Annotated in this window: 30 protein-coding genes; 16 read left to right on the top strand and 14 right to left on the bottom strand. The window is 66.3% G+C overall.

All coding sequences use genetic code 11. The features are described 5' to 3' along the window. Positions 1-9: 9 nt before the first annotated feature. Entirely contained in the window at positions 10-1,182 is a 1,173-nt protein-coding gene (locus ACFPME_RS06925; RefSeq protein WP_377303468.1) for a class I SAM-dependent rRNA methyltransferase, read from the top strand. Positions 1,183-1,265: 83 nt separating this feature from the next. On the opposite strand, the gene ACFPME_RS06920 is transcribed toward ACFPME_RS06925, so the two are convergent. Continuing rightward, entirely contained in the window at positions 1,266-2,456 is a 1,191-nt protein-coding gene (locus ACFPME_RS06920) for an NAD(P)/FAD-dependent oxidoreductase (RefSeq protein ID WP_377303466.1), read from the bottom strand. Positions 2,457-2,581: 125 nt separating this feature from the next. Here ACFPME_RS06920 and ACFPME_RS06915 point away from each other — a divergent pair, with 125 nt between their 5' ends. The 3 genes from ACFPME_RS06915 (at position 2,582) to ACFPME_RS06905 (ending at position 5,038) form a co-directional block, all read left to right on the top strand. Next, entirely contained in the window at positions 2,582-4,024 is a 1,443-nt protein-coding gene (locus ACFPME_RS06915; RefSeq protein WP_377303464.1) for a DNA recombination protein RmuC, read from the top strand. Between the two features lie 79 nt (positions 4,025-4,103). Further along, positions 4,104-4,706: a GTP cyclohydrolase I FolE gene (gene folE / locus ACFPME_RS06910; protein WP_377303462.1), complete on the top strand. Its 603-nt coding sequence runs from the start codon at positions 4,104-4,106 to the stop codon at positions 4,704-4,706. An 8-nt stretch (positions 4,707-4,714) separates the two neighbouring features. Beyond that, on the top strand, positions 4,715-5,038 hold the full coding sequence (locus ACFPME_RS06905; RefSeq protein WP_377303665.1) for an EF-hand domain-containing protein: 324 nt from the start codon (positions 4,715-4,717) through the stop codon (positions 5,036-5,038). A gap of 111 nt (positions 5,039-5,149) precedes the next feature. Here ACFPME_RS06905 and ACFPME_RS06900 read toward each other — a convergent pair whose 3' ends face one another. The 8 genes from ACFPME_RS06900 to ACFPME_RS06865 are packed head-to-tail and all read right to left on the bottom strand — an operon-like array spanning position 5,150 to position 11,029. Further along, positions 5,150-6,355 carry an ABC transporter permease gene (locus tag ACFPME_RS06900; protein ID WP_377303460.1) on the bottom strand — a complete coding sequence of 402 codons (1,206 nt, stop codon included), beginning with the start codon at positions 6,353-6,355 and terminating at the stop codon, positions 5,150-5,152. Then, positions 6,352-7,086: an ABC transporter ATP-binding protein gene (locus ACFPME_RS06895; protein WP_377303458.1), complete on the bottom strand. Its 735-nt coding sequence runs from the start codon at positions 7,084-7,086 to the stop codon at positions 6,352-6,354. Before ACFPME_RS06895 ends, ACFPME_RS06900 begins: the two co-directional genes overlap by 4 nt. Continuing rightward, positions 7,083-7,256, bottom strand: coding sequence for a hypothetical protein (locus ACFPME_RS06890; protein ID WP_377303456.1), 174 nt, complete (start codon positions 7,254-7,256; stop codon positions 7,083-7,085). The genes ACFPME_RS06895 and ACFPME_RS06890 overlap by 4 nt, the downstream gene beginning before the upstream one ends. A gap of 11 nt (positions 7,257-7,267) precedes the next feature. Then, positions 7,268-8,848 (bottom strand): alpha/beta hydrolase, encoded by a 1,581-nt coding sequence (locus ACFPME_RS06885; protein ID WP_377303454.1) that lies wholly within the window; start codon positions 8,846-8,848, stop codon positions 7,268-7,270. Between the two features lie 3 nt (positions 8,849-8,851). Continuing rightward, positions 8,852-9,049, bottom strand: a complete 198-nt coding sequence (locus ACFPME_RS06880) for a helix-turn-helix transcriptional regulator (protein ID WP_377303452.1) — start codon at positions 9,047-9,049, stop codon at positions 8,852-8,854. Next, positions 9,042-9,446 (bottom strand): hypothetical protein, encoded by a 405-nt coding sequence (locus ACFPME_RS06875; RefSeq protein WP_377303450.1) that lies wholly within the window; start codon positions 9,444-9,446, stop codon positions 9,042-9,044. The genes ACFPME_RS06880 and ACFPME_RS06875 overlap by 8 nt, the downstream gene beginning before the upstream one ends. A 43-nt stretch (positions 9,447-9,489) precedes the next feature. Continuing rightward, positions 9,490-10,098: a hypothetical protein gene (locus ACFPME_RS06870; RefSeq protein ID WP_377303448.1), complete on the bottom strand. Its 609-nt coding sequence runs from the start codon at positions 10,096-10,098 to the stop codon at positions 9,490-9,492. Between the two features lie 10 nt (positions 10,099-10,108). Further along, positions 10,109-11,029: an alpha/beta fold hydrolase gene (locus ACFPME_RS06865; protein WP_377303446.1), complete on the bottom strand. Its 921-nt coding sequence runs from the start codon at positions 11,027-11,029 to the stop codon at positions 10,109-10,111. 449 nt (positions 11,030-11,478) lie between these two features. On the opposite strand from ACFPME_RS06865, the gene ACFPME_RS06860 reads away from it, so the two are divergent. From ACFPME_RS06860 to ACFPME_RS06845, 4 genes are all read left to right on the top strand, one after another. Beyond that, positions 11,479-12,000, top strand: a complete 522-nt coding sequence (locus tag ACFPME_RS06860) for a fimbrial protein (protein WP_377303444.1) — start codon at positions 11,479-11,481, stop codon at positions 11,998-12,000. A gap of 88 nt (positions 12,001-12,088) precedes the next feature. After that, positions 12,089-12,832 carry a fimbrial biogenesis chaperone gene (locus tag ACFPME_RS06855; RefSeq protein ID WP_377303442.1) on the top strand — a complete coding sequence of 248 codons (744 nt, stop codon included), beginning with the start codon at positions 12,089-12,091 and terminating at the stop codon, positions 12,830-12,832. A gap of 23 nt (positions 12,833-12,855) precedes the next feature. Further along, a complete protein-coding gene (locus tag ACFPME_RS06850) occupies positions 12,856-15,627 on the top strand; it encodes a fimbria/pilus outer membrane usher protein (protein WP_377303440.1) in 2,772 nt (923 codons plus the stop codon). Continuing rightward, on the top strand, positions 15,624-16,556 hold the full coding sequence (locus ACFPME_RS06845) for a fimbrial protein (protein WP_377303438.1): 933 nt from the start codon (positions 15,624-15,626) through the stop codon (positions 16,554-16,556). The genes ACFPME_RS06850 and ACFPME_RS06845 overlap by 4 nt, the downstream gene beginning before the upstream one ends. Positions 16,557-16,592: 36 nt before the next feature. Here the strand turns inward: ACFPME_RS06845 and ACFPME_RS06840 are convergent, their stop codons facing one another. Further along, a complete protein-coding gene (locus tag ACFPME_RS06840) occupies positions 16,593-16,907 on the bottom strand; it encodes a hypothetical protein (protein ID WP_377303436.1) in 315 nt (104 codons plus the stop codon). Between the two features lie 347 nt (positions 16,908-17,254). Next, positions 17,255-18,001, bottom strand: a complete 747-nt coding sequence (locus ACFPME_RS06835) for a ferredoxin--NADP reductase (protein ID WP_377303434.1) — start codon at positions 17,999-18,001, stop codon at positions 17,255-17,257. A gap of 91 nt (positions 18,002-18,092) precedes the next feature. Here ACFPME_RS06835 and ACFPME_RS06830 point away from each other — a divergent pair, with 91 nt between their 5' ends. The 3 genes from ACFPME_RS06830 to ACFPME_RS06820 are packed head-to-tail and all read left to right on the top strand — an operon-like array spanning position 18,093 to position 20,557. Next, complete coding sequence (locus ACFPME_RS06830; protein WP_377303432.1) at positions 18,093-19,058, top strand: ABC transporter ATP-binding protein; 966 nt, start codon at positions 18,093-18,095, stop codon at positions 19,056-19,058. Beyond that, positions 19,055-19,834: an ABC transporter permease gene (locus tag ACFPME_RS06825; RefSeq protein ID WP_377303430.1), complete on the top strand. Its 780-nt coding sequence runs from the start codon at positions 19,055-19,057 to the stop codon at positions 19,832-19,834. The genes ACFPME_RS06830 and ACFPME_RS06825 overlap by 4 nt, the downstream gene beginning before the upstream one ends. Positions 19,835-19,837: 3 nt before the next feature. Then, positions 19,838-20,557: a pseudouridine synthase gene (locus ACFPME_RS06820; protein ID WP_377303428.1), complete on the top strand. Its 720-nt coding sequence runs from the start codon at positions 19,838-19,840 to the stop codon at positions 20,555-20,557. A gap of 7 nt (positions 20,558-20,564) precedes the next feature. On the opposite strand, the gene tsaD is transcribed toward ACFPME_RS06820, so the two are convergent. Beyond that, positions 20,565-21,638 carry a tRNA (adenosine(37)-N6)-threonylcarbamoyltransferase complex transferase subunit TsaD gene (gene tsaD, locus ACFPME_RS06815; protein WP_377303426.1) on the bottom strand — a complete coding sequence of 358 codons (1,074 nt, stop codon included), beginning with the start codon at positions 21,636-21,638 and terminating at the stop codon, positions 20,565-20,567. Between the two features lie 68 nt (positions 21,639-21,706). On the opposite strand from tsaD, the gene rpsU reads away from it, so the two are divergent. Both rpsU and ACFPME_RS06805 read left to right on the top strand, forming a co-directional pair. After that, positions 21,707-21,922 (top strand): 30S ribosomal protein S21, encoded by a 216-nt coding sequence (gene rpsU / locus ACFPME_RS06810; RefSeq protein ID WP_007081639.1) that lies wholly within the window; start codon positions 21,707-21,709, stop codon positions 21,920-21,922. 193 nt (positions 21,923-22,115) lie between these two features. Further along, positions 22,116-22,562 carry a GatB/YqeY domain-containing protein gene (locus ACFPME_RS06805; protein WP_377303422.1) on the top strand — a complete coding sequence of 149 codons (447 nt, stop codon included), beginning with the start codon at positions 22,116-22,118 and terminating at the stop codon, positions 22,560-22,562. 4 nt (positions 22,563-22,566) lie between these two features. On the opposite strand, the gene ACFPME_RS06800 is transcribed toward ACFPME_RS06805, so the two are convergent. Next, a complete protein-coding gene (locus tag ACFPME_RS06800) occupies positions 22,567-22,869 on the bottom strand; it encodes a hypothetical protein (protein WP_377303420.1) in 303 nt (100 codons plus the stop codon). Between the two features lie 153 nt (positions 22,870-23,022). Here ACFPME_RS06800 and ACFPME_RS06795 point away from each other — a divergent pair, with 153 nt between their 5' ends. Then, positions 23,023-23,196 carry a DUF1328 domain-containing protein gene (locus ACFPME_RS06795; protein WP_377303418.1) on the top strand — a complete coding sequence of 58 codons (174 nt, stop codon included), beginning with the start codon at positions 23,023-23,025 and terminating at the stop codon, positions 23,194-23,196. On the opposite strand, the gene ACFPME_RS06790 is transcribed toward ACFPME_RS06795, so the two are convergent. Continuing rightward, on the bottom strand, positions 23,191-23,838 hold the full coding sequence (locus ACFPME_RS06790) for a GNAT family N-acetyltransferase (protein WP_377303416.1): 648 nt from the start codon (positions 23,836-23,838) through the stop codon (positions 23,191-23,193). The two genes, ACFPME_RS06795 and ACFPME_RS06790, sit on opposite strands and share 6 nt — an antisense overlap. A 91-nt stretch (positions 23,839-23,929) precedes the next feature. On the opposite strand from ACFPME_RS06790, the gene dnaG reads away from it, so the two are divergent. Further along, entirely contained in the window at positions 23,930-25,678 is a 1,749-nt protein-coding gene (gene dnaG / locus ACFPME_RS06785; RefSeq protein WP_377303414.1) for a DNA primase, read from the top strand. A gap of 133 nt (positions 25,679-25,811) precedes the next feature. Beyond that, positions 25,812-26,432 carry a DedA family protein gene (locus ACFPME_RS06780; protein WP_377303412.1) on the top strand — a complete coding sequence of 207 codons (621 nt, stop codon included), beginning with the start codon at positions 25,812-25,814 and terminating at the stop codon, positions 26,430-26,432. Position 26,433 lies beyond the last annotated feature (1 nt).

Genomic DNA, 26,433 nt, shown 5'->3' with positions numbered 1-26,433 from the left:
CATGCGTGGATGAATAGCCCCGCCGCGTTGCCCGTCATCCGCCTGAAGTCCGATCGCAACCCCGGCCACCCATGGGTGTGGTCGGCGCAGATCTACAAGCCGGAGTCGAAGCTGCCGCCGGGCAGCGTGGTCGAGGTGCAGGATGCGAAGGGCCGCTTCGTCGGCCGCGCGTTCTGGAACGGCCACGCGCGCATCGCGCTGCGCCTGCTCGACACGCATCCGGACGCCGGCATCGACGCCGACTGGATCGCCGCGCGGATCGCCCGCGCCGTGCAGCTGCGCCGCGACTGGCTGCAGCTCGACGCCGTCAGCGATGCCTGGCGCGTGGTGCACAGCGAGGGCGATGGGCTTTCGGGCCTGATCGTCGACCGCTACGCCGACATCCTGGTGATCGAATACTTCGCCGCCGGCATGTGGCGTTTCCGCGAAGCGATCCACGCCGCCCTGCTGACGCACTTCCCCGGCGCGCAGCTGTACTGGTTCGCCGAGTCGCACGTGCAGAAGCAGGAGTCGTTCGACTGCCGCAGCCCCGAGGTGCCCGTAGCGTTCGAGGTGCACGAACACGGCCTGCGCTTCCACGCCGCGCCCGGCTCCGGCCACAAGACCGGCTTCTTCGCCGATCAGCGCGACAACCGCAAGCGCTTCGCCGAACTGGCCAGGGGCCGCCGCGTGCTCGATCTGTGCTGCAACGCCGGCGGCTTCGCGGTACACGCGATGGCGGCCGGCGCGCGCGAAGCGGTCGGCGTCGATCTGGACGCGGGCATCCTCGACGTTGCCCGCGCCAACGCCGCGGCCAACAACGTGGCCGTGACGTTCGAGCAGTCCGACATCTTCGACTGGGTGCGCGCGGCGGTGGCCCGCGGCGAGCGCTACGACGCGGTGATCCTCGATCCGGCCAAGCTCACCCGCGACCGCAGCAAGGTGATGGACGCGCTGAAGAAGTACTTCGCGATGAACCGCATGGCACTGGACATCATCCCGCCTGGCGGCCTGCTGCTGACCTGCTCGTGCACCGGCCTGGTCGGCGAAGGCGAATTCCTGGAGATGCTGCGCCGGGTGGCGCTCAACGCCGGCCGCGAAATCCAGGTGCTGGAAGTGCGCGGTGCCGGCGCCGACCACCCGTTCCGCACCGACGTGCCGGAAGGGCGCTACCTGAAGGCGGTGTTCTGCCGGGTGGAGTAGGAGCCCGCTCGCGGGCGATGCTTTTCCGCCGGGACTCGGGATCTGCAAGAGCATCGCCCGCGAGCGGGCTCCTACCGGTGGTTTCAGCCGCGCGGCAGCCGCCCGCGCAGCGACGCCGCATCGAACGGTCCGGGTTGCGCAATCAACTCGCGCGCGGCATCCACCTGGTCCCACACGTTCCACAGCAGCACGCCGCGCACGCGGCCGCCGTCCAGGTAATACACCACGCCTTCGCGGTTCGGCTCGCGCCAGTCCTCGACCACCTCCAGTCGCGTATCCAGCAGGCCGACCGCTTCATAGCCGAGATCGAACAGGTCGGAATAGAAGAACGGCAGCGTGGTGTACGCCTCCTCGACGCCGGCCATCGCGCGGCCGGCGAGCCGGCCCATGCCGACCGCCGCGTCCTCATGTTCCACTCGCAGGCGCCGGCCCAGTGCCGGGCTGTGGAAGTTGGCCACGTCGCCGGCGGCCCAGATGTCCGCATCGCTGCTGCGCAGGTGGGCGTCGACCACGATGCCATTGTCGACCGAGAGCCCGGCCTGCTCGGCCAGCGCGGTGTCGGGCGTCACGCCGAGACCGGCCACCACTGCTTCCACCCGCAACACCTCGCCGTCGGACAGTTCCAGTTCCACGCCGCCGTCGGTCTTGCTGCCGCCGATCACCTTGATGCCGCTGCGCACATCCACGCCGTGGCTGCGGTAGTAGTCGTCGAGATAGCTGGTCAGCCCGTGCGGATAACGCCCCGCACCGATCGCCGCGCCGGGAAACAGCATCGTCACCTTGCAACCCACGCTGCTCAACGACGCCGCCAGCTCGCTGCCGATGAAACCGCCGCCGACCACGGCGATGTAGGCACCGGGTTTGGCATAGCGGCGCAGCGCCTGGTAATCGTCCAGCGTGCGGAAATGGATTACCCGCTCGCCGCCGTCGAACGGCAGCCGCCGCGGGGTCGCGCCGGTGGCCAGCAACAGGCGGCGGTAACGGTAGCTGTCGCCGTGGTCATCGCGCGCGATGCGCGCCACCCGATCCAGCGATTCGATGCGGCGGCCCAGATGCAGGGTCGCGCCGCTTTGCGCGGTGGCCAGATCGACGTCGGCCACCGACTTGTCGCCCTTCCACAGCGCCTTGGACAGCGGCGGCCGTTGATACGGCGGCGGTGTCTCGGCGCCGACGATGCCGACGTTCGCCGCGGCATCGATCTCGCGGATCGCCTTGGCAGCCGCATCAGCGGCCATGCCGGCACCGATGATCAGGTAATCGTGAACATGTTCCATGACGCTCTCCCTGGCCGACGAATCGGCCCATGATGCACCGCCGCGGCAGCGGCGAGGTGAAATCGGGGCGCAGCCGGTGAGACTGCCCGACGTACACTGGATGCATCGACCCGGGAAAATGTTCCATGCCGCTCAATGAAATCCTGCTGATCGCCCTCGTCATCCTCGTCGCGCTGGTGCTGTTGTTGCAGCTCGCGGCACTGCTGCGCGGCCGCGGCGACCCCGCTCTGGGCGCGAAGCTGGATGCCCTGAAAGACGACAGCGCCCGCGTCGAGCGCACCCTGCGCGAGGAGCAGCGCGCCGGCCGCGAGGAACTGCAACAGGGCTTCGACCGCTTCCGTGGCCACCTCGGCGAACAGCTCAACGGCATGTCGCGGCAGCAGGCCGAGCGCATCGACGGCTTCGGCCAGCGCCTGGCCGCGCTCACCGACGGCACCAACCAGGGCCTGCAGACGCTGGCCCAGCAGCTCACCGAGGACGCGCGCAAGAGCCGCGCGGAAGCCACCCTCGCGCTCAACCAGTTCGGCGAGCAGCAGCAACAGCGCTTCGCCGCGCTCAGTGCCGAGCACGAGAAGCGCATGGGCGAAGTGCGCGCCACGCTGGAGGCCAAGCTCGGCGCGATCCAGCAGGACAACGCGGCCAAGCTCGAACAGATGCGTGCCACCGTCGACGAGAAACTGCACACCACCCTCGAAACCCGCCTGGGCGAGTCGTTCAAGCTGGTTTCCGACCGGCTGGAAGCGGTGCAGCGCGGCCTCGGCGAAATGCAGAGCCTGGCCACCGGCGTGGGTGATCTCAAGCGCGTGCTCGGCAACGTCAAGACGCGCGGTGTACTGGGTGAAACCCAGCTCGGAGCGCTGCTCGAACAGCTCCTGACGCCTGATCAGTACGCGGTCAACGTGGCCGTGGTGCCCAACTCCGATGCGCGGGTGGAATACGCCATTCACATGCCCAACGGCGTGGATGGTGCCGCGCTGTGGTTGCCGATCGACGCCAAGTTTCCGCTGGAGGACTACCAGCGCCTGCAGGAGGCCCAGGAAAACGCCAACGCCACCGCCGCCGTGGATGCCGCCAACGCGCTGGAGCGGCGGGTGCGCGAGGAAGCCAAGCGCATCCGCAGCAAGTACGTGGCACCGCCACACACGGTGGATTTCGCCATCCTGTTCCTGCCCACCGAAGGTTTGTTCGCCGAAGTGCTGCGACGGCCGGGCCTGTTCGAGTCGCTGCAGCGCGACCATCACATCACGGTCGCCGGACCGACCACGCTGGCGGCGATCCTGACCAGCCTCAAGGCCGGCTTCCGCACGTTGGCGATCGAGAAGCGCAGCAGCGAGGTATGGCAGCTGCTGGGCGCGGTCAAGACCGAGTTCGGCAAGTTCGGCATGGTGCTGGACAAGGTCAAGAAGAATCTCGACCAGGCCAGCAATCAAATCGACGCGACGGGCGTGCGCACCCGTGCGATCGAACGCAAACTGCGCGGCGTGGAAACCGCGCCGGGTGAAGTCGCCCAGCAGTTGCTGGGTGACGACGTGCCTGCGCCGGACGACAACGACGACCCGGAAGCCTGAGCGTCCCGCCATGTCCGCGCCCGCGCGGGCTTGACGCTGCCGTTAAACTGGCCCGACCCGCAACCCCGAAGGCATCCGCATGAGCGACCAGCCCCATCCGAACGACGTCAGCCAGGAACAGGCCGAAGAGGCCGTGCGCACGCTGCTGCGCTGGGCCGGCGAAGATCCGGCACGCGAGGGCCTGCTGGACACGCCCAAGCGGGTGGTCAAGGCGTATCGCGACTGGTTCTCCGGCTACGCCTCCGACCCTGCCGACTACCTGCGCCGCACCTTCAAGGAAGTGGCCGGCTACGACGAGATGGTGGTGCTGCGCGACATCGAGTTCGAGAGCCACTGCGAGCACCACATGGCGCCGATCATCGGCCGCGCCCACGTCGGCTACCTGCCGACCAACCGCGTGGTCGGCATCAGCAAGCTGGCCCGCGTGGTCGACGGTTTCGCGCGCCGCTTCCAGGTGCAGGAGAAACTCACCGCGGAAATCGCCCAGTGCATCCAGGAAACCCTGCAGCCGGCCGGCGTGGCGGTGGTGATCGACGCCAGCCACGAATGCATGACCACCCGTGGCGTGCACAAGCGCGGCGTGTCGATGATCACCAGCCAGATGCTGGGCACCTTCCGCGACGACGCGCGCACCCGCGCCGAGTTCCTGCAGTTCATCGGCATCCACGGCGGCAGCCGCTGAACACGCGCCTGCATGCCGCCACGCTGGTCGCGCTGCTGGCGTCGTCGGCCGCGCTGGCGCAGGACACGCGTTCGCAATACCTGCAGCTGTTCGACAGCACGGGCGATGGCCGGGTCAGCGAGGCGGAGTATCTGGCATACATGACCCGAAGCTTCCAGAACATGGACAGCAACGGGGATGGCACCATCGAGGCCGGCGAGCTGCCCGGCGGCCGCGGGCGGCCGATCACGCTGATAGATTTCCAGGACAACCTGCGCAGCCAGTTCCACAAGCTCGACCGCAACCGGGACGGCTACCTCAACGCGCGGGAACTGACTGCACCGCCGCGTTGATTCCGGCCGTTCCGCACGCCCTGGAGCGACAGGCGGAGCCCGGATTCCTGCCGGAGCCGCTGGCGGGCGACGTTGCGTCGGCCACCCGCGGATCTTGCCGCGCTGCCGGCGCTACACGGAGATCGCCAGCCGCTCGGAGCGGTACAGCTGGATCGTCGCCAGCACCGCGAGCAGCGCCGCCGCGAGGCTGCCGGCCAGGCACAGACCGAGCTGCTCGCCGGTGACGCCGTCGCCGCGCAGCAACTGCATGATGCCCAGGTTCTGGCCCAGCAGCGGCACCGCATACATCCACGCCTGGGCCTTGATCGGCATGAACGACAGCACCGCGCTGGGGATGATCGGCACCAGCATCAACAGCGAAAGATAGGTCTGCGCCTCGCGGTAGCTCTTGGCGAACGCCGCCACCATCGACTGCAACGCGGACAGCAGCAGCACCAGCGGCAGCATCAGCAGCAGCACGTGCGAGGCGAAGTGCACGCCGAGGTCCAGTTCCATGCCGATCTTCTCGGCGGGAATGAACTGGCCCACCACGGCGAACGCCAGCAGGGTGATCAGCAGGCTCGCGGTGGAAAACGTGCAGATCGCCGCCAGCTTGCCGCACAGGATCTTCCAGCGCGGCACCGGGTTGGCGAACAGCGGTTCCAGCGATTGGCGTTCGCGTTCGCCGGCGGTGAGGTCGATGGCCAGATACATGCCGCCCATGAAGATGGTGATCACGAAGAAATACGGCAGCATCGCGAACATCAGCACCGCGCGCGATTGCGGCGTGGCCTGGTCACGCCTGGCCACCTGCAGCGGCCAGGCCGCGCTCGGCGACAGGCCGCGCGCAACCAGCCGCAGCGCGCCCTGCTGGCGGGCGTAGCCTTCGACCAGCTGGGTCACCCGCTCCACCGAGGTATTGGCGTCGCGTTGGGAGGAGTCGTAGAACAACTCCACCTGTACCGGCTCGCCCTTGCGCCAGGCCTCGCCGTAGTTGGCGGCGATGCGCAGCACCACGTCGGCCTCCTGCTTGCGCACGGCCTGCTCGGGGTCGGCCACGGCGGCACCGGGCACCACGCCGCCGGCCCTCAGCGCATCGACCAGATTGGGCGCATGTTCGGCACCGATCACCGGCACCGCCAGCGGCTTCTCGGCCTTGTCCAGTTCGCGGTTGAGGGTGATGTTGATCAGCATCACGAACATCAGCGGGCCCAGCAGCGGGCCGGTGAGAAAGGCGCTGATCAGGGTGCGCCGGTCGCGCAGGTTCTCCTTCACCTCTTTCAGGAACACGGTGAGGAAGGCGCGGCTGCGCTGGATCTTGCGGGTCACGTTGTTCATGCGGCCAGGCCCTCGTCGCTGCCGATGATCTTCACGAAGGCATCCTCCAGGTTGTTCTCGCCGGTCTGCGCGCGCAGCGCATCGGGCGATTCATCGGCTACCACGCGGCCATGCGCGATCACCACGATGCGGTCACACAATGCAGCGACCTCCTGCATGATGTGGCTGGAAAACAGCACGCAGCGGCCTTCGCCTTTCAACCGCAACATGAACTGACGCAAGGCGCGCGTGGCCATCACGTCGAGGCCGTTGGTCGGCTCGTCGAGGATCACGTTGCGCGGGTCGTGCACCAGCGCGCGGGCGATCGCGGTCTTCACCCGCTGGCCCTGCGAGAAACCCTCGGTGCGGCGGTCGGCGATGTCGCCCATCTCCAGCGCCGCGACCAGCGCGTCGCGGCGGGTCTTCAACAGATCCTCCGGCAGGCCATGCAGCCGGGCGAAGTAGTCGATGTTCTCGCGCGCGGTCAGCCGCTTGTACAGGCCGCGCGCGTCCGGCAACACGCCGAGCCGGCGGCGCACGCCGAGCGGGTCGACCGCCGCATCGATGCCGTCCACCAGCACCTGGCCGCGGTCGGGCGCCATCAGCGTGTAGAGCATGCGCAGCGTGGTGGTCTTGCCGGCGCCGTTGGGGCCGAGCAGGCCGGTGATCTCGCCGTCGCGGGCAGTGAAGCTGACGCCGTCGACGGCTTTCACCGTACCGAAGGCCTTGTGCAGATCCCTGACTTCGATCACGAGATGTCACTCCGCTTGAGGCATGCGCCCGGACCGACCATCAGCAGCGACAGCGTGGCCAGCATCGGCAGCAGGACCAGAGACAGGAAATTCGGCGCCTTGAGCACGGCGGCAACGAGCATGGCCGCTGCCCACAGCGCGGCGTTCGCCAGCAGGTAGTGTTTTTTCATGGCGCTGCTCCTTAAGGGGTTGAGCCGTTGAAGTCGATGAAGATCGGGGTGGCCTGCAGGCGATCCAGGCAGCTCGCGTCCAGCGTCTTCAGGTCGAGTTTCTCGATGAAGTGCTGGACCAGTTGCGGTCCGCAGCCGGCCGCCATCACGCTATGCGCCTGTCCCTTGAAAACCAGCACGCGCGCGTTCGGCAGGCCCTTGGCCACCTCATCGGCGTAACGCGGCGGCGTCACCGGATCGTACTGGCCGGCCAGCAGCAGCACCGGCTTGTCGGATTTCAGCGGCTGATGAAAATCGGCCGGGCGCGTACCCTTCGGCCACACCGAGCAGATCGCGTTGAGCGCATCGACCATGTGCGTGCCCAGGATGGTGTCGACATCCTGCGGACGCGGCTTGAGCAGGTCGGCGTCCTCGCTGCAGATCACCGAATACTGCATGCCACTGCCCATCAACTCGGATAGATCGCTGGACAGGATCTTCGCCTGACCCAGCAGCGGACCGACATCGCCGTGCGCGGCCGCGTCGATCGACAATGGCAACAGCGCAGCGGTAGCCGGTGTGTACGCGAACATGCGCACGACGCTGGCCAGCGAGTTCTCGTTAAGCACGCGCTTGACCGTGCGGTAGCTCTGCGGATCGCGAAAGCTGACTTCATGCGGGTTCGCCCGCAGTGCGTCGCGCAGCTGATACAGCGTCTGGTCCGGATCGCCGAACTGCTTCTTGCAGGCCGGTTCCGCCGTACAGCGCGCGAACTGCGCCTTCAGCGCGTCGTCCAGATTGCGCGCGAAATCCCCGCCCAGAGCCAGCGAGTTCGGCACCGCGCTGTCCAGCACCACGCTGCGCACCGCCTGCGGATAACGCATCAGGTACTGCTGCGCCACCCGCGTGCCGTAGGACACGCCGAGCAGGTCGAACTGCGGCGAGCCGATCGCCTTGCGCACGTCCTCCAGATCCTGCGTCGCGATCGTGGTGGTGTAGTAGCGCGGGTCGGCGCGGTCGCTCAATTGCTTGAGGCAATCGGCGGCGGCGCGGCGCATCCTGGCTGCATCGAACACGCTGTCGTCGTCGGCCCCGGTCGTGCCAGGGGAATCCTTGCAGGCCAGCGCATTCGAGCCGCCGGTACCGCGCTGGTCCAGCAACAGCACGTCACGATGCGCCAACAACGGCTTCAACGTCGCCGCGATCTGGCTGGCCGAGTCGGTGGCTGCCTGACCCGGGCCGCCGACGAGAAACGCCAGCATGTCCTTGCTCGCCACCTGGGCGCCGGAGCGCAACACCGCCAGCTTCAGCGTGATGATGCGGCTGTGCGGGTCGGCACGGTTCTCCCGCACCGGGAAGTCCGCGCACCAGGCCGCCGTGCTGAGCCCGCTGTTGGGCTGGGCCAGATTGCACGATGTCAGCGTGAGCGAACCACGCGTCCATGTTTGCGGTTTTGCCGGCGGCTGCGCCTTGCCGGTGATCGCGGGCGCGGCGACTGCCGCCATCGCCGGTGCGGCGGCTCGTTCGCCGTGATGCAACTGGTTCCAGGCCAGCGCGCCCAGACCGACGATTACTGCGCCGATGCGCAACGCGGTACGTCCGTTCATTGCCATGCCCTATTCCTCGACCGGTACGAATATCTTTTCAATGGGACGTCCAAACAGCTTGGCGATCTTGAAGGCCAATGGCAGGCTGGGGTCGTACTTGCCTGTCTCGATCGCGTTGATCGTCTGCCGCGACACGTCCAGCCGCTCGCCCAGATCGGCCTGCGACCAGCCCTGTTCGCCGCGCAGCTCGCGGACGTGGTTATTCATGGTGACGATAGCGCCGCACGACCAACAGCTTGGCGAGGCCGAATGTGGCGAACAGGCACGGCATCACCCAGATCGCCACCGCGCCCCCACGCACCTGCCAGCCCAGATCCGCCAGCAGCAACAGACCGAAGCTGAAGAAGCCGAACCCGGTCGCCATGGCGGCAATCGCAAAGGACTCCAGGTCGATACGCCGCTCCAGTTCGTCCTGATCGCGCAACACCCGCACCATCGCGCGGATTGCCAGCACGATCGGCAGCAACGGCAGCACTGCCAGCACCACGCGCCAAGGCAGGCTGGCGGTCTTCGGCAGCAGGAAGCCCGACAGCACGACCAGCACCACGTAGGCCAGCATCGCCGGGATGAATTCGCGCAGATAGCGTTTATGGACGGCGCGCATGGAAGTTTCCTTTCGATTCAGTAGTGACTGGGCCGCCATCACCCTACCTGTCGGGCTGCACAGGGCTCCGGCGCAAATAGATGAACCCCCGTACCAGCGCGAAACATGCGACGCTTACACCCATACCTATCGCCATGCCGATATCGAGCGCATCGTGCCGAAGGTATGCAAACCAGGCCCCCAGACCCGTCAACACGGCAAGGATCAGCAGGCGCCAGCGCAGCGGTATGCCGCCATCACTCCCGTCGCACGACGGATCGTTGCCATAGTGCCGTGCAACCCACCACTGCGCGGCGTAGTAGCTGATCAGCATCATCGGGAATACCCAGGTCAGGATCGAACCATCCAGGTGCACGACCCCCGACGCAGCGAGGAAGCCACCGACCAGACTGGCTACACCGACGACTGCCGTGGACGCACCGAGCGCGATCAGATGCGTACGCTGCTGCAGTTCGTCGCTATCACGCACACGCCGCACCATCAATCCGATCACGTAGAGCATCGGCAGCGCCGGCAACAGGGCCAGCAGGATCTTGAGCGGCAGGCTGGTAGTCCCGCGCGCGAGCGGCCATGCCAGCAGCATCACGGCGACATACAGCAGCATCGCCAGGATCACGTGGGTTTGATAGCGCTTTTCGGTAAACCGGGGCATTCGGGCGTCCTCAGAGCGACTTCAGGAAGTCGTCCAGCACCTGCTGGAACTTCGCCGGCTGATCGAGCATGGCGAAATGACGCGACGGCGAGATCGACGTCACCCTCGCGTTCGGCGCATTCGCCAGCAGGCTCTGGTAGTACGCCGTCTTCTGCGCTTCGCTCATCGCCATCGGCGGCGTGCTGAAATCCGGCGCGTTGTACGGCGAGATCTCGAGGATCGGAACAGCCGCCTTCTTCAAGCCCGCGCGCCCGTCGAACGCCAGATCCTCGGCCATGTATTGGGCGCTGGCCTTGATGTCGCTGCGCGCGTTCATCGGCGCATAGCGAGCCGCCAGCTGCGGATCGATCACGCCGATCTTCTGCATGTAGCCCAGGGACTGCGCCTTGAACTGTTCCGGCGTTGCCGCCGCCATCGTGCCGCGCATCTGCGCCGCCATCGCCTGGCGCTGCTCCTCACCCACCCGCTCCATGCCGGGAAAGATGGGCAGCCCATCCACCGCGACCACGCCTGAAATCCGCTCGGCGTGCTCCCCGGCGAACCGCAGCGCCAGCGTGCCGCCGAGGCTGTGGCCCACCAGCACCGGCTTGTCGATCTTGTACTGCTCGATCAGCTGCAGCAGCGACGCGTCGGCGCGATCGAACAGGTTGCCGCCATCGACCGGTGCCGGCACGCCGTCGAAGCCGGCCAGCGTCACCGCATACACCACATGGTTCTTCTGCAACTGCGCGATCGTCTGCTGCCACACCCATGGGCCGCCCTGCAGGCCAGGAATCAGGATCACGGCCCGGCCGTGGTCGCCGTGACGTTCGACGTGGAAAGTGCCGACCGTGCTGGTGGCTGCTTCGCGGGCCAACGCGGCCGTGCCGGCAAGCAGCACGAAGGCCAGGCCCAGCAGGGGGAAAGTCTTTCGGAAGGACGGCTTGGTCATGGGATCTCCTGCGCATGGTCATGTCAAGCAAACTTGACAGGCGGCAGCATAGGTAGTGCGCGTCGCTCATGTCAAGCATGCTTTACAAATCGACCTATATCAGCTTCCGAATGTAAAATTTTCGTGATAGAGTTCGCCAAATTAAGGTGACGCAGTTCGCATTTTTTGGTGCCGTAATTTGTCAGCGATGGCCTAGGCATCGAGCGCAGCCATTGTCCTGTATCACATTTCGCTCCGCAGCAACCGGCCCAGCACCTGAAGGAACCATCTACACGCTTTATTTGGCACGTGGCTTGCTTTAGCTGGACGAGCCGCAACGCAATCCGCGGTAGACATTCCGTCCGGGACGACAGGCGACCCACCGGCAGGAGGCCAAGCCGCGAGGCGAAAGAACTGCCCATTTCCACCGGCGCAAGCCTTTGCCAACCAACACTCAACAGGAATCCGAAATGAACAAGACCCTGCTTTCCACCGCGCTGGTTGCCGCTATGGCTGCCACAGCTTTCGCCCCAGCCGCCCAGGCCGCCGGCGGCACCATCAACATCAGCGGCAAGGTGCTCACCGACACCTGCGTCGTCAGTGTCAACGGCGGATCCACCGTGGTCCTGCCCACCGTCATGTCGAGCTCTTTGACCACGGTCGGCTCGGTAGCCGGCGCTACCGCGTTCACCGTCGGCCTGACCGGCTGCGATACCAACACCACCAGCGCGACGATGGCGTTCACCGGCAGCAACATCAACGCCACCACCGGCAACCTCAACAACACGGCCGCCAGTGGCTCCAATGTTCAGGTCCAGCTGCTGAACGGCGCGTCGGTGATCAACACCAACAACAACACCAACGCACCAGTCATCGCGGTTGCCGCCGGCACGGGCTCGGCCTCGCTCAAGGCTCAATACGTTGCCGCCACAGCGGCAGCCACTGCCGGCCTCGTCTCGACGACCGTCAACTTCACGCTGAGCTACCTGTAAACAGCACTCGGCGCGCTGCAGCCAGCTTCTGGCTGCAGCAGCCTCTGCCGGCCGCCTCGCCGCTTCGATCCGATACGGAATACCTTCGATGAAAAGCCTGCTCTGCGCGGCTGGCGCAGCCTTGATAGCGCTTTCCACAATCGTCGGCAGCGCCGACGCCAGCGTCGTGATCGCGGGCACCCGCGTGGTGTTTCCGGCCGCGAATGGCGAGGTGACCGTGCGCCTCAACAACGATGGCAGCCAGCCTGCCCTGGTCGAGGCATGGATCGACAGCGGCGATCCCGCCTCCACCCCCGATACCGCCAATGTGCCGTTTCTGATCACGCCCCCCTTGGCCCGCATGAATGCGGGCAAGGGCCAGAGCCTGCGCATCGTCTACACCGGCCAGCCGCTGCCAAAGGATCGCGAATCGCTGTTCTGGCTGAACGTGCTGGAGATTCCGCCCAAGCCCACCGCGAAACCGGGCGAGGAGCAGAACACGCTGCAGTTTGCCGTGCGTTCGCGGCTCAAGCTGTTCTTCCGTCCGCCGAACCTAGCCGATGAGCCGAACGCCGCCGCCCGGCAGGTCACCTGGAAAGTGATTGCGGACGGCAGCGGGTATGCGCTCGAGGTCCGCAACCCCACGCCGTACTACATCACCTTCAGCAAGCTGTCGCTGAGCGTTGACAATGTCAGCCATACGCCGGGCAACGGCATGGTGGCGCCATTGTCCACGTTGCTCCTGCCGGTCAAGGATCTCGCTCGTGCGCCAGCGCCGGGCGCGGTGGTGGACTACACCACCATCAATGATTTCGGCGCCGCGACGACGTACAAGGGCGCGATTTCGCCGTGAACCCTGCTCGCGCAAGCGCTTCGATGGCAGCTTCGCGCGAACCCGTGGCTCGCCGCCAGCTGCTGTCCGCGCTGATCGGCCTGGCGTTGTGCAGTGGGGGTGGTCATGCCATGGCGGCTGCGCCAGCCGCCGCTGGCCCGAATGCGTCCGCGAGCACTCCGGCCGTCGAGGCGATGGATGCCCGTTTCGACCGAGGCATGCTTTCCGGTGCGGGCCAGAACACCACCGACCTGTCCCGCTTCGAGCGCGGCAATTTCGTCGCGTCCGGCACTTACAGCGTCGACCTCTATCTCAATGAGACTCCCGTTGGTCGCAGCAACGTGCGTTTTGCCGCACCATCGGCCGACGCCAGCGCAACGCCCTGTGTGACGCGAACCCTGCTCGACAAGCTGGCGCTGCACCCGGACAAGCTGTCGGTGCGGACCACAGCGGATCTGACCAACGACAACGTCTGCGTCGACATGGCCAGCGTGATTCCCGGCGCCAGCATGGCGTTCGAGATGTCTGACCTGCGCCTGGATACCAGCGTGCCGCAGGCCTACCTGGGGCAGACCGCGCGCGGTTACGTGGACCCGGCCCATTGGGACTCCGGCGTAAATGCCGGCCTGCTCAACTACAACTTCAACAGCTACCGCACCAGCAGCCAGGGCGTGGCGCAGACATCGTCATACCTCGGCTTGAACGCCGGCCTGAACCTGGGCCGCTGGCACCTCCGCCACGATTCCTCGCTCAACGGGCAATCGGGCATCAATGGCGCGCGTTCCACCCATCACTGGCAGAGCATCGCGACCTACGCGCAGCGCGACCTGCCGGCGATGCGCGCACAATTGACTCTGGGCGATTCCTGGACCAGTGGCGAGATCTTCGACAGCATCGGCTTGCGCGGCGTACAGCTTGCCACCGACGACCGCATGCTGCCGCAGTCGCTGCGCGGCTACGCACCCAGCGTGCGCGGTGTAGCCGACAGCAATGCCAAGGTAACCGTGCACCAGAACGGCATGCTGATCTACCAGACCACGGTGGCGCCCGGCCCGTTCACCATCGATGATCTGTACTCCACTGGCTACGGCGGCGACCTCGAAGTCAGCGTGTCCGAGGCCAATGGCCGCGTACACACGTTCTCGGTGCCGTATGCCTCGGTGCCGCAGTTGCTTCGACCGGGCGTCACTCGCTTCAGCGTGGCCGCCGGCCAGCTTCGCGACGACTCGATCGTACACAAGCCGGACGTGATGCAAGGCACGTTGCAGCGTGGCTTCACCAACCTGCTGACCGGCTACGCCGGCGCCGTGGCCTCGCAAGGCTACGCCGCATTGCTGCTGGGCGGTGCGCTGAATACGCGCTACGGCGCGTTTGCCATGGACGTTACCGCGGCGCACGCGCGTATCCCCGGCATGGACGCGATGTCCGGACAGAGCATGCGCCTGAGCTACAGCAAGACGCTGGCGCAGACCGGCACATCGCTGACCGTGGCCGCGTACCGCTATTCGACCAGCGGCTATCTCACCCTAGGCGACGCCGTGCGGGCGCGGGACTATGCGCGCCGCGGCCTGCCCGTGTTTGCATCGGGTCGGCCGGCCTATCCACAGACGATCAACGGCGTTCCGGTATCGGATCTGCTCACCCCGGCTCAGCAGGCTGCACTGGGCGGTTACGACTACCGCGACTTCGTGGTGCCTACCGGTGTCGATCGCCAGCGCAACAACTTCAGCATCAACCTCAGCCAGAGGTTGGGAGCCCGCGGCGGCTCGCTCTATGTCAACGGGTCCGCTCGCGACTACTGGAACCGCACCAGCACCGACACGCAGTTCCAGGTCGGCTACAACAACTCGTTCGGCCGGATCAGCTACAACCTCTCCGCCAGCCGCGAGCGTGACCTGTTCGGTCGCAGCGACAACCGCTACATGGCCAATGTCACGATCCCGCTGGGCAACAGTTCGCACGCCCCGATCCTCACCAGCGGACTCACCCGCGACAGCAGCGGCGGCATGCAGGAACAGGCAACACTCAGCGGCACCGCCGGGGTCGACGATCGGTTCAATTACGGCGCCACTGCCACACATGAAAGCGGCAACAACGACAACGCCACCACGGGCAGCACCGGCAGCATCAACGCGGGCTACCGTGGCACGCATGCGCAGCTCAACGCCGGGTTCGGGGCAGGCAGCGGCTACTCGCAGGCGTCGCTGAGCGTGGCAGGTGGCATCGTCGCGCATCCGGGCGGTGTTTCCTTTGGCCTGCCGCTGGGCGACACCGTCGCCATCGTGTCGGCACCCGACGCAGCGGGCGCGCGCATCGGCAACGCGGCCGGCGTGCGCATCGACCGCGCCGGCTACGCGCTCGTCCCCTACGTCACTCCCTACATCCTCAATACCATCGACATCGATCCCACCGGCCTGTCACTGGACGTGCAGCTCGACAACACCAGCGTCCAGGTGGCGCCGCGCGCCGGAGCCGTGGTGATGGTGAAGTTCAAGAGTGAGAGCGGACGCTTCGTGCTGATTCAGGCCAGCCTCGCCGATGGCAAGACGCTGCCGTTCGGCGCGGAAGTGGAGGATGAGCAAGGCCAGACGATCGGTGTGGTGGGACAGGCCGGTCGCATCATGGTGCGCGTCCCTCATGAAACCGGGCGCCTCAGCGTGCAGTGGCAGGAGCAGGACCTCACCCGGGCCTGCTTGCTGCGGTACCAGCTGAAGTCCCGCGGCAAGGACAAGCGCAAGGCCGGCGCCATCGAACAGGTCAAAGCGACCTGTGAACAGCCACGAACCACGGCGCAGATCGCCAGGAGTGGAACATGACGCGCGCAATCTGCCTGTGGATGGCCTTGTTGCTGCTGGCGCTGGTGCCGGCCGTTGGCAGTGCCAAATGCAAATACAGCTCGGGCGGCCCGACCACCGTCACCTTCAGTTTGCCGCCGACCATCAGCATTCCGGCCAATATGGCCGACGGGACGATCATTGCCTCCACGGGGCAGGTGTCTCCAGCGAATCCGCCAGACATTACCTGTGGCAATGTTTTTGGCGAGATGGTGATATACGGCGTGGCCAACTCGCGCGGCAGTTACCTGGCGGACAACGTCACCTATGAAACAGGCATTCCGGGCGTGGGCTATCGCATCACCCATCCGACCGACTACCTGACGCCTTATCCGCAAAACAGCCAGTACGTCACCACCACGACGTTCAGCGTGACTTCCGGCCTGCAGCTGATCAAGACCGGTCCGATCGCTTCCGGCAGCGTGCTGGCGTCGGGCGACCTTGCGGACTGGCAATGGGGCACGCTGTCACCGGAAACCTTCCGGCTCGGCAACCCGATCACCTTCACCACGCCGAGCTGCACGATCGTCACCAACCCGATCAACGTCACCTTGCCTGTCGTGACTACCAGCGCGTTCACGGGTGTGGGCTCGACATCGGGCAAGACCCCGTTCCAGATCCAGTTGAATTGCCCGGCAGGCACGGCAGTGGCCAAGATCACGATGCACACCGCCGCTCCGGACAGTCATCCGGGCGTGGTTCAACCTTCCGGTGCGGGGTATGCGGCAGGTATTGGCGTGCAGGTTCTCGACGGCAACTCGAGTCCGATGGTTTTCGAGACCCAGACCGTGGTCACTCCGCCGAATGCGACGACATCGATTCCTTACTTCGCGCAATACTTCCAGACTGCTCCGGCGGTAACTGGTGGCCCGGTCAAGGCTACGGTGACCTTCGATATCTTCTATCAGTAGCCGCCTGCCCCGCATCGCGGGGGAAACCATCGGTGGTCAATCGTAGGTGCGAACGACCAGCTTTGCCTGTCCACCCACGCCGCCGACATCCGCATAACCGGCGAAGTAGCTCAGCAGCCGGTCGGTCGCAATGGTTGCCGCATCAAGGCTGACCACGATGCGTGAATAAGAGCGCCCCGGATCGGTTGGCGTCTTGCCGCAGACCAAGCGACCTGGCGCAGCCGATGGCAGTCCGGCCGTCATATCGACATGGGTCCCTTCGGTGGAACAGGTCGGCTCCACCACGGCACCGGAAAGCGTGATGTGGCCGGTGGCGGCATGCGAGTTCGACGCGCTCGCGAACATGATCATTACGATCGATGCGCAACCTAGGAACCTGGTGCAAACCGGACCTGCCATATCGCTCACCTCTTGAGGAGACCCCGGCCATTACAGGGTTCCTTAAGTGGCTTTCGGCTTGCTCCGGCCGAGCTTTACCCGTTTGAACCGGCCCATGCCGCAAAGCGTGATGTACATCACACAAAGCGGCGCATTGGGACCGGATTTCACCGCAGCCACCCATCATTCCTGCTCGATTTACCCCCTGTTCCCGTAAGTTCCGCGTGAGGCAACGGTGTGGAGAACGAAAACGTCTGGGTCCGCCCCAATGGCTTGATACCGGACCTGATGTCGTATCGGCGCGGCGGCGGCAATCTTTATCAGCGCGACGAAATGTACTTCTCGCGCCGGATCTGCGGCACCGGCAGGCCGAACTCCTTCAGCACGGTGAAGGCGGCATCGACCATGTTGGGGTTGCCGCAGAGATAGGCGATGTCGCGGTCGGCGTGCGGGCCGAGTTCGGCCAGCACGTTCTGTACGTGGCCGCTGCGGTCGCCGGGGCGAGGGGTGGCGCGGGCTTCCCGGCTGAGGCAGCCGTGGAACAGGAAGCCGGGATGGGTCTGCGCGAATGCCTCGAACTCCTCGCCATAGAGCAGTTCGGCTTCGGTGCGCGCGCCGTACAGCAGCACCACTTCGCGATCGCCCTGGGCGAGCAGCTTCTCGATCTGCGGCAGCATCGCGCGATAAGGGGTGACGCCGGTGCCGGTGGCCAGCAGCAAGTAGCGGGGATGGGTGTCGGCGGCTTGCAGGCAGAACCGGCCGTATGGCCCGCTGGCGTCGATCACGCCGCCCACGGGAAGTTCACCGAGCAGTTTGGTGGCGGCACCGCCTTCGACGTAGCTCACCGCAATCTCGATGCGTTGCACCGGCGAGCTGCCGTCGCCGATGGTGGCCACTGAGTAGCTGCGCTTGGTCGAGCTGCCGTCGTCATAGTGGAAGTGCACCTGCAGGAACTGGCCGGGCTGGAATGCCAGCGGCTGGCCGTCGACGCGCTCGAAGACGAGATGGCGCACCGCGGGGGCGAGCATGACGCTGTCGACGAGACGGAGCTGGAAGTGGTCGGCCATGAAGGTTTCCGGAAACGGTGTGTGCCGCCTGGCAGGTCAGGCGGCGGAGCGTAGCCCGCTATAATAAAGGCTAACCCCCTTGGTGCAGCCCATGTCCCCGCAGTATCCAGATACGGCCCCCGCGCTTGTCGTCGACAATCTGCGCAAAACCTACGGCAATGGCGTCGAAGCGTTGAAAGGCATCAGCCTGACCGTGCAGCCCGGCGACTTCTTCGCCCTGCTCGGCCCGAACGGCGCCGGCAAGTCCACCCTGATCGGCATCCTGTCCTCGCTGGTCAACTCCAGCAGCGGCGACGCGCAGGTGTTCGGCGTGTCGGTCAACAAGGACCGCAGCGCCGCGATGCGGCTGATCGGCCTGGTCCCCCAGGAGATCAACTTCAACCAGTTCGAGAAGCCGTTCGACATCTGCGTCAACGAAGCCGGCTTCTACGGCATCCCGCGCAAGATCGCCGCCGAGCGCGCGGAGAAATACCTGAAGGAGCTGCGCCTGTGGGACAAGGCGCAGATGCAGGCGCGCACCCTGTCCGGCGGCATGAAGCGGCGGCTGATGATCGCCCGCGCGATGATGAACGAGCCCAGGCTGCTGATCCTGGACGAGCCCACCGCCGGCGTCGACATCGAGATCCGCCGCTCGATGTGGCAATTCGTCAGCGCCATCAACGCGGCCGGCACCACGGTGATCCTGACCACGCATTACCTGGAGGAAGCCGAATCGCTGTGCCGCAACATCGCGATCATCGACCACGGCGCGATCATCGAGAACACCAGCATGAAGCGCCTGCTGGCGACGCTGGACGTGGAGACCTTCGTGCTGGACGTGGCGGCGATGCCGGACGAACTGCCGAACCTGCCCAACGTCACCCTGCGCCGCCGCGACGAACACACGCTGGAAGCGGAGATGGCCCGTTCGCACGACCTCAATTCGCTGTTCGCGGCGTTGTCCGCCAACGGCATCATGGTGACCTCGATGCGCAACAAGACCAACCGGCTGGAGGAGCTGTTCGTGCGGCTGGTGGAGCATGGCCGCAGCGAACTGACCGCGGGAGCCGCCGCATGAGCCATGCCGCCGCCAACCTCGTCGCGCTGAACACCCTCGTCCGGCGCGAGATCGTGCGCATCATGCGGATCTGGACGCAGACGCTGATTCCGCCCGCGATCACCATGACGCTGTACTTCGTGATCTTCGGCAAGCTGATCGGCAGCCGCATCGGCAACATCGAAGGTGGCTTCACCTACATGCAGTACATCGTGCCCGGGTTGGTGATGATGAGCATCATCACCAACAGCTACGGCAACATCTCCAGCTCGTTCTTCGGTGCCAAGTTCAGCCGCGCGGTGGAGGAGATGCTGGTGTCGCCGATGCCGAACTGGGTGATCCTGCTCGGCTACGTGGCTGGCGCCGTGGCGCGCGGCCTGGTGGTCGGCATCCTGGTTCTGCTGATCGCGCTGTTCTTCACCGACCTGCACGTGCTGCACCCGCTGATCACGCTTGCCTCGGTGCTGCTGGGCGCCACGATCTTCTCGCTGGCCGGCTTCGTCAACGCGGTGTACGCGAAGAAGTTCGACGACATCGCGCTGGTGCCCACCTTCATCCTGACCCCGCTGACCTACCTGGGCGGCGTGTTCTATTCGGTGAACATGCTGGGCGAACCGTGGCAGGCCATCTCGCGCGCCAACCCGATCCTGTACATGGTCAACGCGTTCCGCTACGGCGTGCTCGGCATCAGCGACGTGCACGTGGGCATGGCGTTCGCGGTAATGATCGGCTTCGTGGCCGCGCTGTCGATCGTGGCGCTACAGCTGCTCAAGCGCGGCGTCGGCTTGCGCTCGTAAGCCATGCGCGTCAACAAATACATCAGCGAAGCCGGCCTGTGCTCGCGCCGCGAGGCGGATGAGTTGCTGCTGGCTGGCCGCGTCAGCATCAATGGCGAAGTGGTCACGACCGGCGCGAAGGCGCTGGAGGGCGACGAGGTGCGCGTCGACGGCGAGATCGTACGCGCGCGCATCCTGGCCGCCACGCCAGCGGCGAAGAAAGCCTTCTACATCGCGCTGAACAAGCCGGTCGGCATCACCTGCACCACCGACCACGGCGTGGACGGCAACATCGTGGACTTCATCGACCACCCGCAGCGGATCTTCCCGATCGGCCGGCTGGACAAGGACTCCGAGGGGTTGATCCTGCTGACCAGCAACGGCGACATCGTCAACGAGATCCTGCGCGCGGAAAACCACCACGAGAAGGAATACCTGGTCGGCGTGAACAAGGCGATCACCGACGAGTTCCTGGCCGGAATGGCCAAAGGCGTGCGCATCCACGGCCAGATGACCCAGCCCTGCCGCGTGCGGCGCATCGCCAAGTTCGGCTTCTCGATCGTGCTGACCCAGGGCCTGAACCGGCAGATCCGCCTGATGGCGGCCGCGTTCGGCTACCGCGTGACCCAGCTGCGTCGCGTGCGCATCGATAACGTGAAGCTGGCCCACCTGAAGGTCGGCCAGTGGCGCAACCTCACCGAAGCCGAGTTGAAGGGCCTGCTGCCCGGGCGCACGCAGTGGTGAGCGTGCGTCAGGCGGCGGGCAGCGTTTGCAGATCCCAGCGCGGATAGACCTGCACGCTCTCGTCCTGATGTTGGCCGCTGGCCAGCCTGATCGCGCCGGCCAGCGCGATCATCGCGCCGTTGTCGGTGCAGAAATCCAGCCGCGGGAAATACACCTGGAAGCCGTCTTTCCCGCCGGCCCTGGCCAGCTCGCTGCGCAATCGCCGGTTCGCACCGACGCCACCGGCGATCACCAGCTGCTGCGCGCCGCTGGCCTCGAGCGATCGCCGGCACTTGATGATCAAGGTGTCGACGATCGCTTCCTCGAACGCGCGCGCGATGTCGGCGCGGGTCTGCTCGCCCTGGTCCGACTTCTGCCATGCCAGCAGCACCTGGGTCTTCAGGCCGGAAAAGCTGAAATCCAGCCCGGGCCGATCGGTCATCGGGCGCGAAAAGCGGAATGCGCCGGCGCGGCCCTGCTCGGCCAGCTTGGCCAGCGCCGGGCCGCCGGGATACGGCAACCCCATCAACTTGGCGGTCTTGTCGAAGGCCTCGCCTGCCGCGTCGTCCAGGGTGTCGCCCAATATCGTGTACTGGCCGATCGCCCTGACCTCGACCAGCATCGAGTGCCCCCCCGAAACCAGCAGGGCCACGAAGGGCGGGGCGGGCGGGTTCTCCTCCAGCAACGGCGCCAGCAGGTGGCCTTCCATGTGGTGCACGCCGATCGCCGGCACGCCCAGCGCCCAAGCCAGCGCGCGGCCGACGGAGGCCCCGACCAGCAAGGCGCCGACCAGGCCCGGGCCGGCGGTATAGGCCACTCCACCCAGGTCGCGCACGGTCAGCCCGGCTTGGGCCAGCGCCTCGCGGATCAGCGGCAGCAGCTTGCGCACGTGGTCGCGGCTCGCCAGTTCCGGCACCACGCCGCCGTAATCGGCATGCAGCTTGATCTGGCTGTACAGGGTATGCGCCAGCAGGCCGCGGCCCGGCGCATCCGGCTCCCAGCGCAGCAGGGCCACGCCGGTCTCGTCGCACGAAGTTTCGATGCCCAGCACCGGGCCGGTTACCGGCTTGTTCGCCGGCTTTGAAAATTCTGTGATATCCACGGTATAATTCGCGGCTCGCCCTATTTGACAGTCCCGTACCAGCGGGCAGATTACCACTCGGAGTTTCCATGCCCAACGTAAAAGTTCGCGAGAACGAGCCGTTCGAGATTGCACTGCGTCGTTTCAAGCGTACCTGCGAGAAGGCCGGCGTCCTGGCCGAAACGCGCAAGCGTGAGTTCTACGAAAAGCCGACCCAGGAGCGCAAGCGCAAGCGCGCCGCCGCGGTGAAGCGTCACCTGCGCCGCCTGTCGCGCGACGTCTCGCGCAAGGTCCGCCTGTACTGAGTTTCCCGATCCGCCGTTCCTCGGTGGATCCTGCGGCGCCACGGCGCTGCGCGCACAGGAAGCACGGTCGGCGCGGGTTCTCGCAGCCACCGCAAGCACAGCAGATTCGAACTGGCCGGTGTTGTCCCCCCAAGGACAACGCCGGCTTTGTCGTTTTCGTAGAATCGATATCCCGTCCCTGGAGACTATCGTCATGACGCTCAAGCAGCAGCTCACCGAAGACATGAAGAACGCCATGCGCGCCGGCGACAAGCACCGGCTTGGCGTGATCCGGCTGATGCTGGCGGCGATCAAGCAGCGCGAAGTGGACGAACGCATCGAGCTGGACGACCTGCAGGTGCTGGCCACGCTGGAGAAGATGCTCAAGCAGCGCCGCGATTCGGTCAGCCAGTTCGACGCCGCCGGGCGCGAGGATCTGTCGGCGATCGAGCGTGCCGAGATGCTGGTGATCGAGACCTATCTGCCGGCCAAACTGGATGAAGCCGAGATCGACGCGCTGATCGACGCTGCGATCAGCGAGACCGGCGCCAGCTCCCCGCGCGACATGGGCAAGGTGGTGGCCGCCGTGAAGGAGAAGGCTGCCGGGCGCGCCGACATGGCCGCGGTGTCGGGCAAGATCAAGGCCCGCCTGGCCGGGTAAGGTTTCAGCCGCGCCGCACTGTCAGCAGCAGGATCAGCGCCAGCAGCACCAGCAAACCGGCGATGGCGGCCAGCGCGATGACGCGGCGGCGCCTGCGCAAGCGCTGCCAGTTTGCCTCGTCCAGGAAGTAGCGCCCCTCGCCCGGACAACGCAATACCGCGTGGCCGACCAGGTGGTGCCAGGCCATGCCGGGGGCCACACCCAACTCTTCCGCGGAACGCGCCTGCGCGGCGCTGGTTGCTCCGACACCCTCGAATACGCGCACCAGCGCGCGTTGCCTGCGCATCAGGATGGCCGTGATCACCATGCTTGCCGCTGCCATCTGCGTGGCGGCGCGGCATACCCGTTTGCGCGCCAAGCCGCTCGGCCATGCATCGTGTTCACGCCTGCTCCGTTACACAGGGCATTCGACTTGCCGGTCATCCAGCCCGGCGGGCAATCCATGTTGCGGGAGAAACACATGCTGAAGTGGGCCATCATTTTCGCCATCGTCTCATTGGTCTCCGGCTGGCTCGGCTTCGGCGGCGTGTCCGGCGCCAGCGCCACGATCGCCAAAGTGCTGTTCGTCTGCTTCGTCATCCTGTTCGTGCTGGCCTTGCTGGCCGTGATCGGCGTGTTCCATCTGGTGCTATGACGCCGCCTGGCCGGATTGCGCAGGCGCGTGCCACTGCATGCGCCGGTGATCCGCTACGCAGCCTTGGGCGTTGGCCAGCGTGGAACGGCGCTCGCCGATGACCGCAAAGCCCAGGCGTTGATACAGCCGTTGGGCGTCCGGATTCGTCGTGGCCACGTCCAGCACCGCCGGACAGCCCGCAGCCGCGGGCTGCGCTAGCAGGTGATGGACCAGCGCCGTCCCCACGCCCCGCCCGCGCAACGGCCCGCTCACCCCAAGATGGGCAAGGTAGTACATGGCGCCGCTGGGCGGCGGGATCACCGACTCCACCTTCAGCCCGCGCGTGATTACCCCGGCGGCATGGCGCCAGCCGTAATGGCCAAGGATCTGCCGCGCCGCCGCCCGCGTGTACGACCACTTCGTATCGCCGCCATAAGCCGCCCCGACCGCCACCACCTCGCCGTCGAGCAGGCCCACCACATGATTGCGCCAGCCAAATTCACCGGCGCCGTCGACGAACGCCTGCCGCAGAAAGGCCTGCGCATCGCCCACGCCCGGCACCGCGAACACAAACTCGAACGCCGCCGGCCCGGAGCTGTGGATGAGAGGCACGGCGGCGTCAACGTCCCCGGCCAGCGCGGGGCGGAAGGTCAGTCCAGCCATCGTCTTCGAACGCTCCCCTGCGACATCCTGTCAAAGGTTAACGCAATCCGGCCGAACCTCCCCGTTGGCAACCGACTAAACTAGGCCGCTTATGCGTGGCCTGATTCCCGACAGCTTCATCGATGAACTGCTTGCCCGCGTCGACATCGTCGACGTGATCGAGCGGCGGGTGCCGTTGAAGAAGGCCGGGCGCGAGTGGACCGCCTGCTGCCCGTTCCACAACGAGCGTTCGCCGTCGTTCTACGTCAGCCCGGCCAAGCAGTTCTTCCATTGCTTCGGCTGCGGTGCGCACGGCAGCGCGGTGAAGTTCCTTATGGATTACGAGCGGCTGGAGTTCCCCGACGCGGTCGAGGAGCTGGCGCAGACCGTCGGGCTGACCGTGCCGCGCGAAGGCGGCCGCGAGGCCGCGCCGCGCGAGGACAAGACCGATCTCTATGCCCTGCTCGATGCGGCCGCCGGCTGGTACGAAACCGAGCTGCCGCGGAACGCCGAGGCGCAGGCGTACTGCAAGAAGCGGGGGCTGGACGCGGAGACGATCAAGCGCTTCCGCATCGGCTGGGCGCCAGCCGGCTATGACGGCTTGATGAAATCGCTGGGCAGCAACGACCGGCGGCGGGCATTGCTCGACGAAGCCGGCATGCTCGCCACCGGCGACCGTGGCAAGTACGACCGTTTCCGCGAGCGGCTGATGTTCCCGATCCTGGACCGCCGCGGCCGCGTGATCGCGTTCGGCGGGCGCGTGGTGCAGGCCGCGCCGCCATCGGGGCAGGCGCCGCCGAAATACCTCAACTCACCCGAGACCCCGCTGTTCCACAAGGGCCGCGAGCTGTTCGCGCTGTGGCAGGTGAAGCAGGCAAACGCGAACCTGCTGCGGATCGTGGTGGTCGAGGGCTACATGGACGTGATCGCCCTGCACCAGGCCGGGCTGCCGATCGCGGTGGCCACGCTGGGCACGGCGACCACGCCGGAGCACACCGAGGTTCTGTTCCGCGCCGCGCCGGACGTGGTGTTCTGCTTCGACGGCGACCGCGCCGGCCGCGCTGCCGCGTGGAAGGCGCTCGAGTCGGCGCTGCCGCGCCTGCGCGACGGCCGCCAGGCGTACTTCCTGTTCCTGCCCGATGGCGAGGATCCGGATTCGCTGGTGCGCAAGGAAGGCAAGGACGGTTTCGAAAAGCGCATCAAGGAAGCGATGCCCTTGTCGGATTATTTTTTCAACGAACTCTCGCACGACGTGGAAATGGGCAGCCTCGACGGCCGCGCGCGGCTGGCCGAGCGCGCGCGCCCCTTGATCGCCAAGCTTCCCGATGGTGCGTTCCGCGACCTGATGGCACAGGAGCTGGAGAAGCGCAGTGGCGCCCGCGCCATGCTGCAGGGCGATCCGGCCGCGCATCGCGCCGTGCAGCGACCGGTGGCGGTGCAGCGCAGTCTGGTGCGCAGCGCGATCTCGTTGCTGCTGGCGCAGCCGGGCCTGGCCGACCAGGTGGAGAGGCCTTACCGCTTTCTGCGCCTGGACAAACCCGGCGTGGGTCTGCTGGCCGAGCTGCTCGACATCGCGCGTTCGCGGCCCGGCATCAACTCCGCGATGCTGGTGGAGCACTTTGCCGAGCGCCCGGAGTATGCCTCGTTGCAGAAGCTCATGGCCTCGGTGTCGGTGGGCGAGCCGGAAATCCAGCAGATCGAGTTTTTCGATGCGCTGGCCCGGATGGAGGATCAGGCGATCACCCAGCGCCGCGACGCGCTGACCAGCAAGAGCCGCGAAGGTGCGTTGGACAGCGCCGAAAAAGCCGAGCTGCGCGAACTGCTGGCCGCGCGCGCGCGGCCACCAGCGGCGTCGGCCTGACCATGACGAGGAGCGCACCCATCGTCGCCAGGCGTCCCTTTGCCACGCTCGCCGGCCTGGGGCCGGCGAACGCGGCAAAGGGATCGGGTCGAGCTGCGGACCGGCGGACGTCGCATGGCATGCAAGGATATCGATGGATCTGCTGCAGCAACTGATCAGGATTTTTGCCGAGAACGGCTATATCGCGGTGTTCATCGCGTTGATGATCTGTGGCGCCGGCCTGCCGCTGCCCGAGGACATCACCCTGGTGGCCGGCGGTGTGATCGCCGGGCTCGGCTACGCCAACGTGCACGCGATGTTCGCACTGGCGATGTTCGGCGTGCTGCTCGGCGACGCGGCGATCTTCATGCTCGGCCATCACTACGGCGCGCGCATCCTGCAATGGCGCTTCGTGGCGCGCGTGCTGACGCCGGAGCGCTATGCCAAGGTGCAGGAAAAGTTCGATCGCTATGGCAACCGCATGCTGTTCTTCGCGCGTTTCCTGCCCGGCATGCGCACCACCGTCTACCTCACCGCCGGCACCACGCACCGGGTGTCGTTCCTGCGCTTCCTGCTGATCGACACGCTGGCGGCGCTGATCAGCGTGCCGTTCTGGGTCTACCTGGGCTTCTTCGGCGCCGACAACCACGAGTGGCTGGTGAAGTGGATGCATCGCGGCCAGAGCAGCCTGTGGGTGCTGGTCGGCATCGTGCTGCTGACCGGGCTGGTGCTGTGGTGGCGGCATCGACGGCGCGCGCGCTTCGGGCTGGACTGAG

The organism is Rhodanobacter umsongensis (genome assembly GCF_042654965.1).
Classification (GTDB): Bacteria; Pseudomonadota; Gammaproteobacteria; order Xanthomonadales; family Rhodanobacteraceae; genus Rhodanobacter; species Rhodanobacter umsongensis.
The sequence above is the reverse complement of the archived record's forward strand: the minus strand, read 5'-3'. Positions and strand labels throughout refer to the sequence as shown.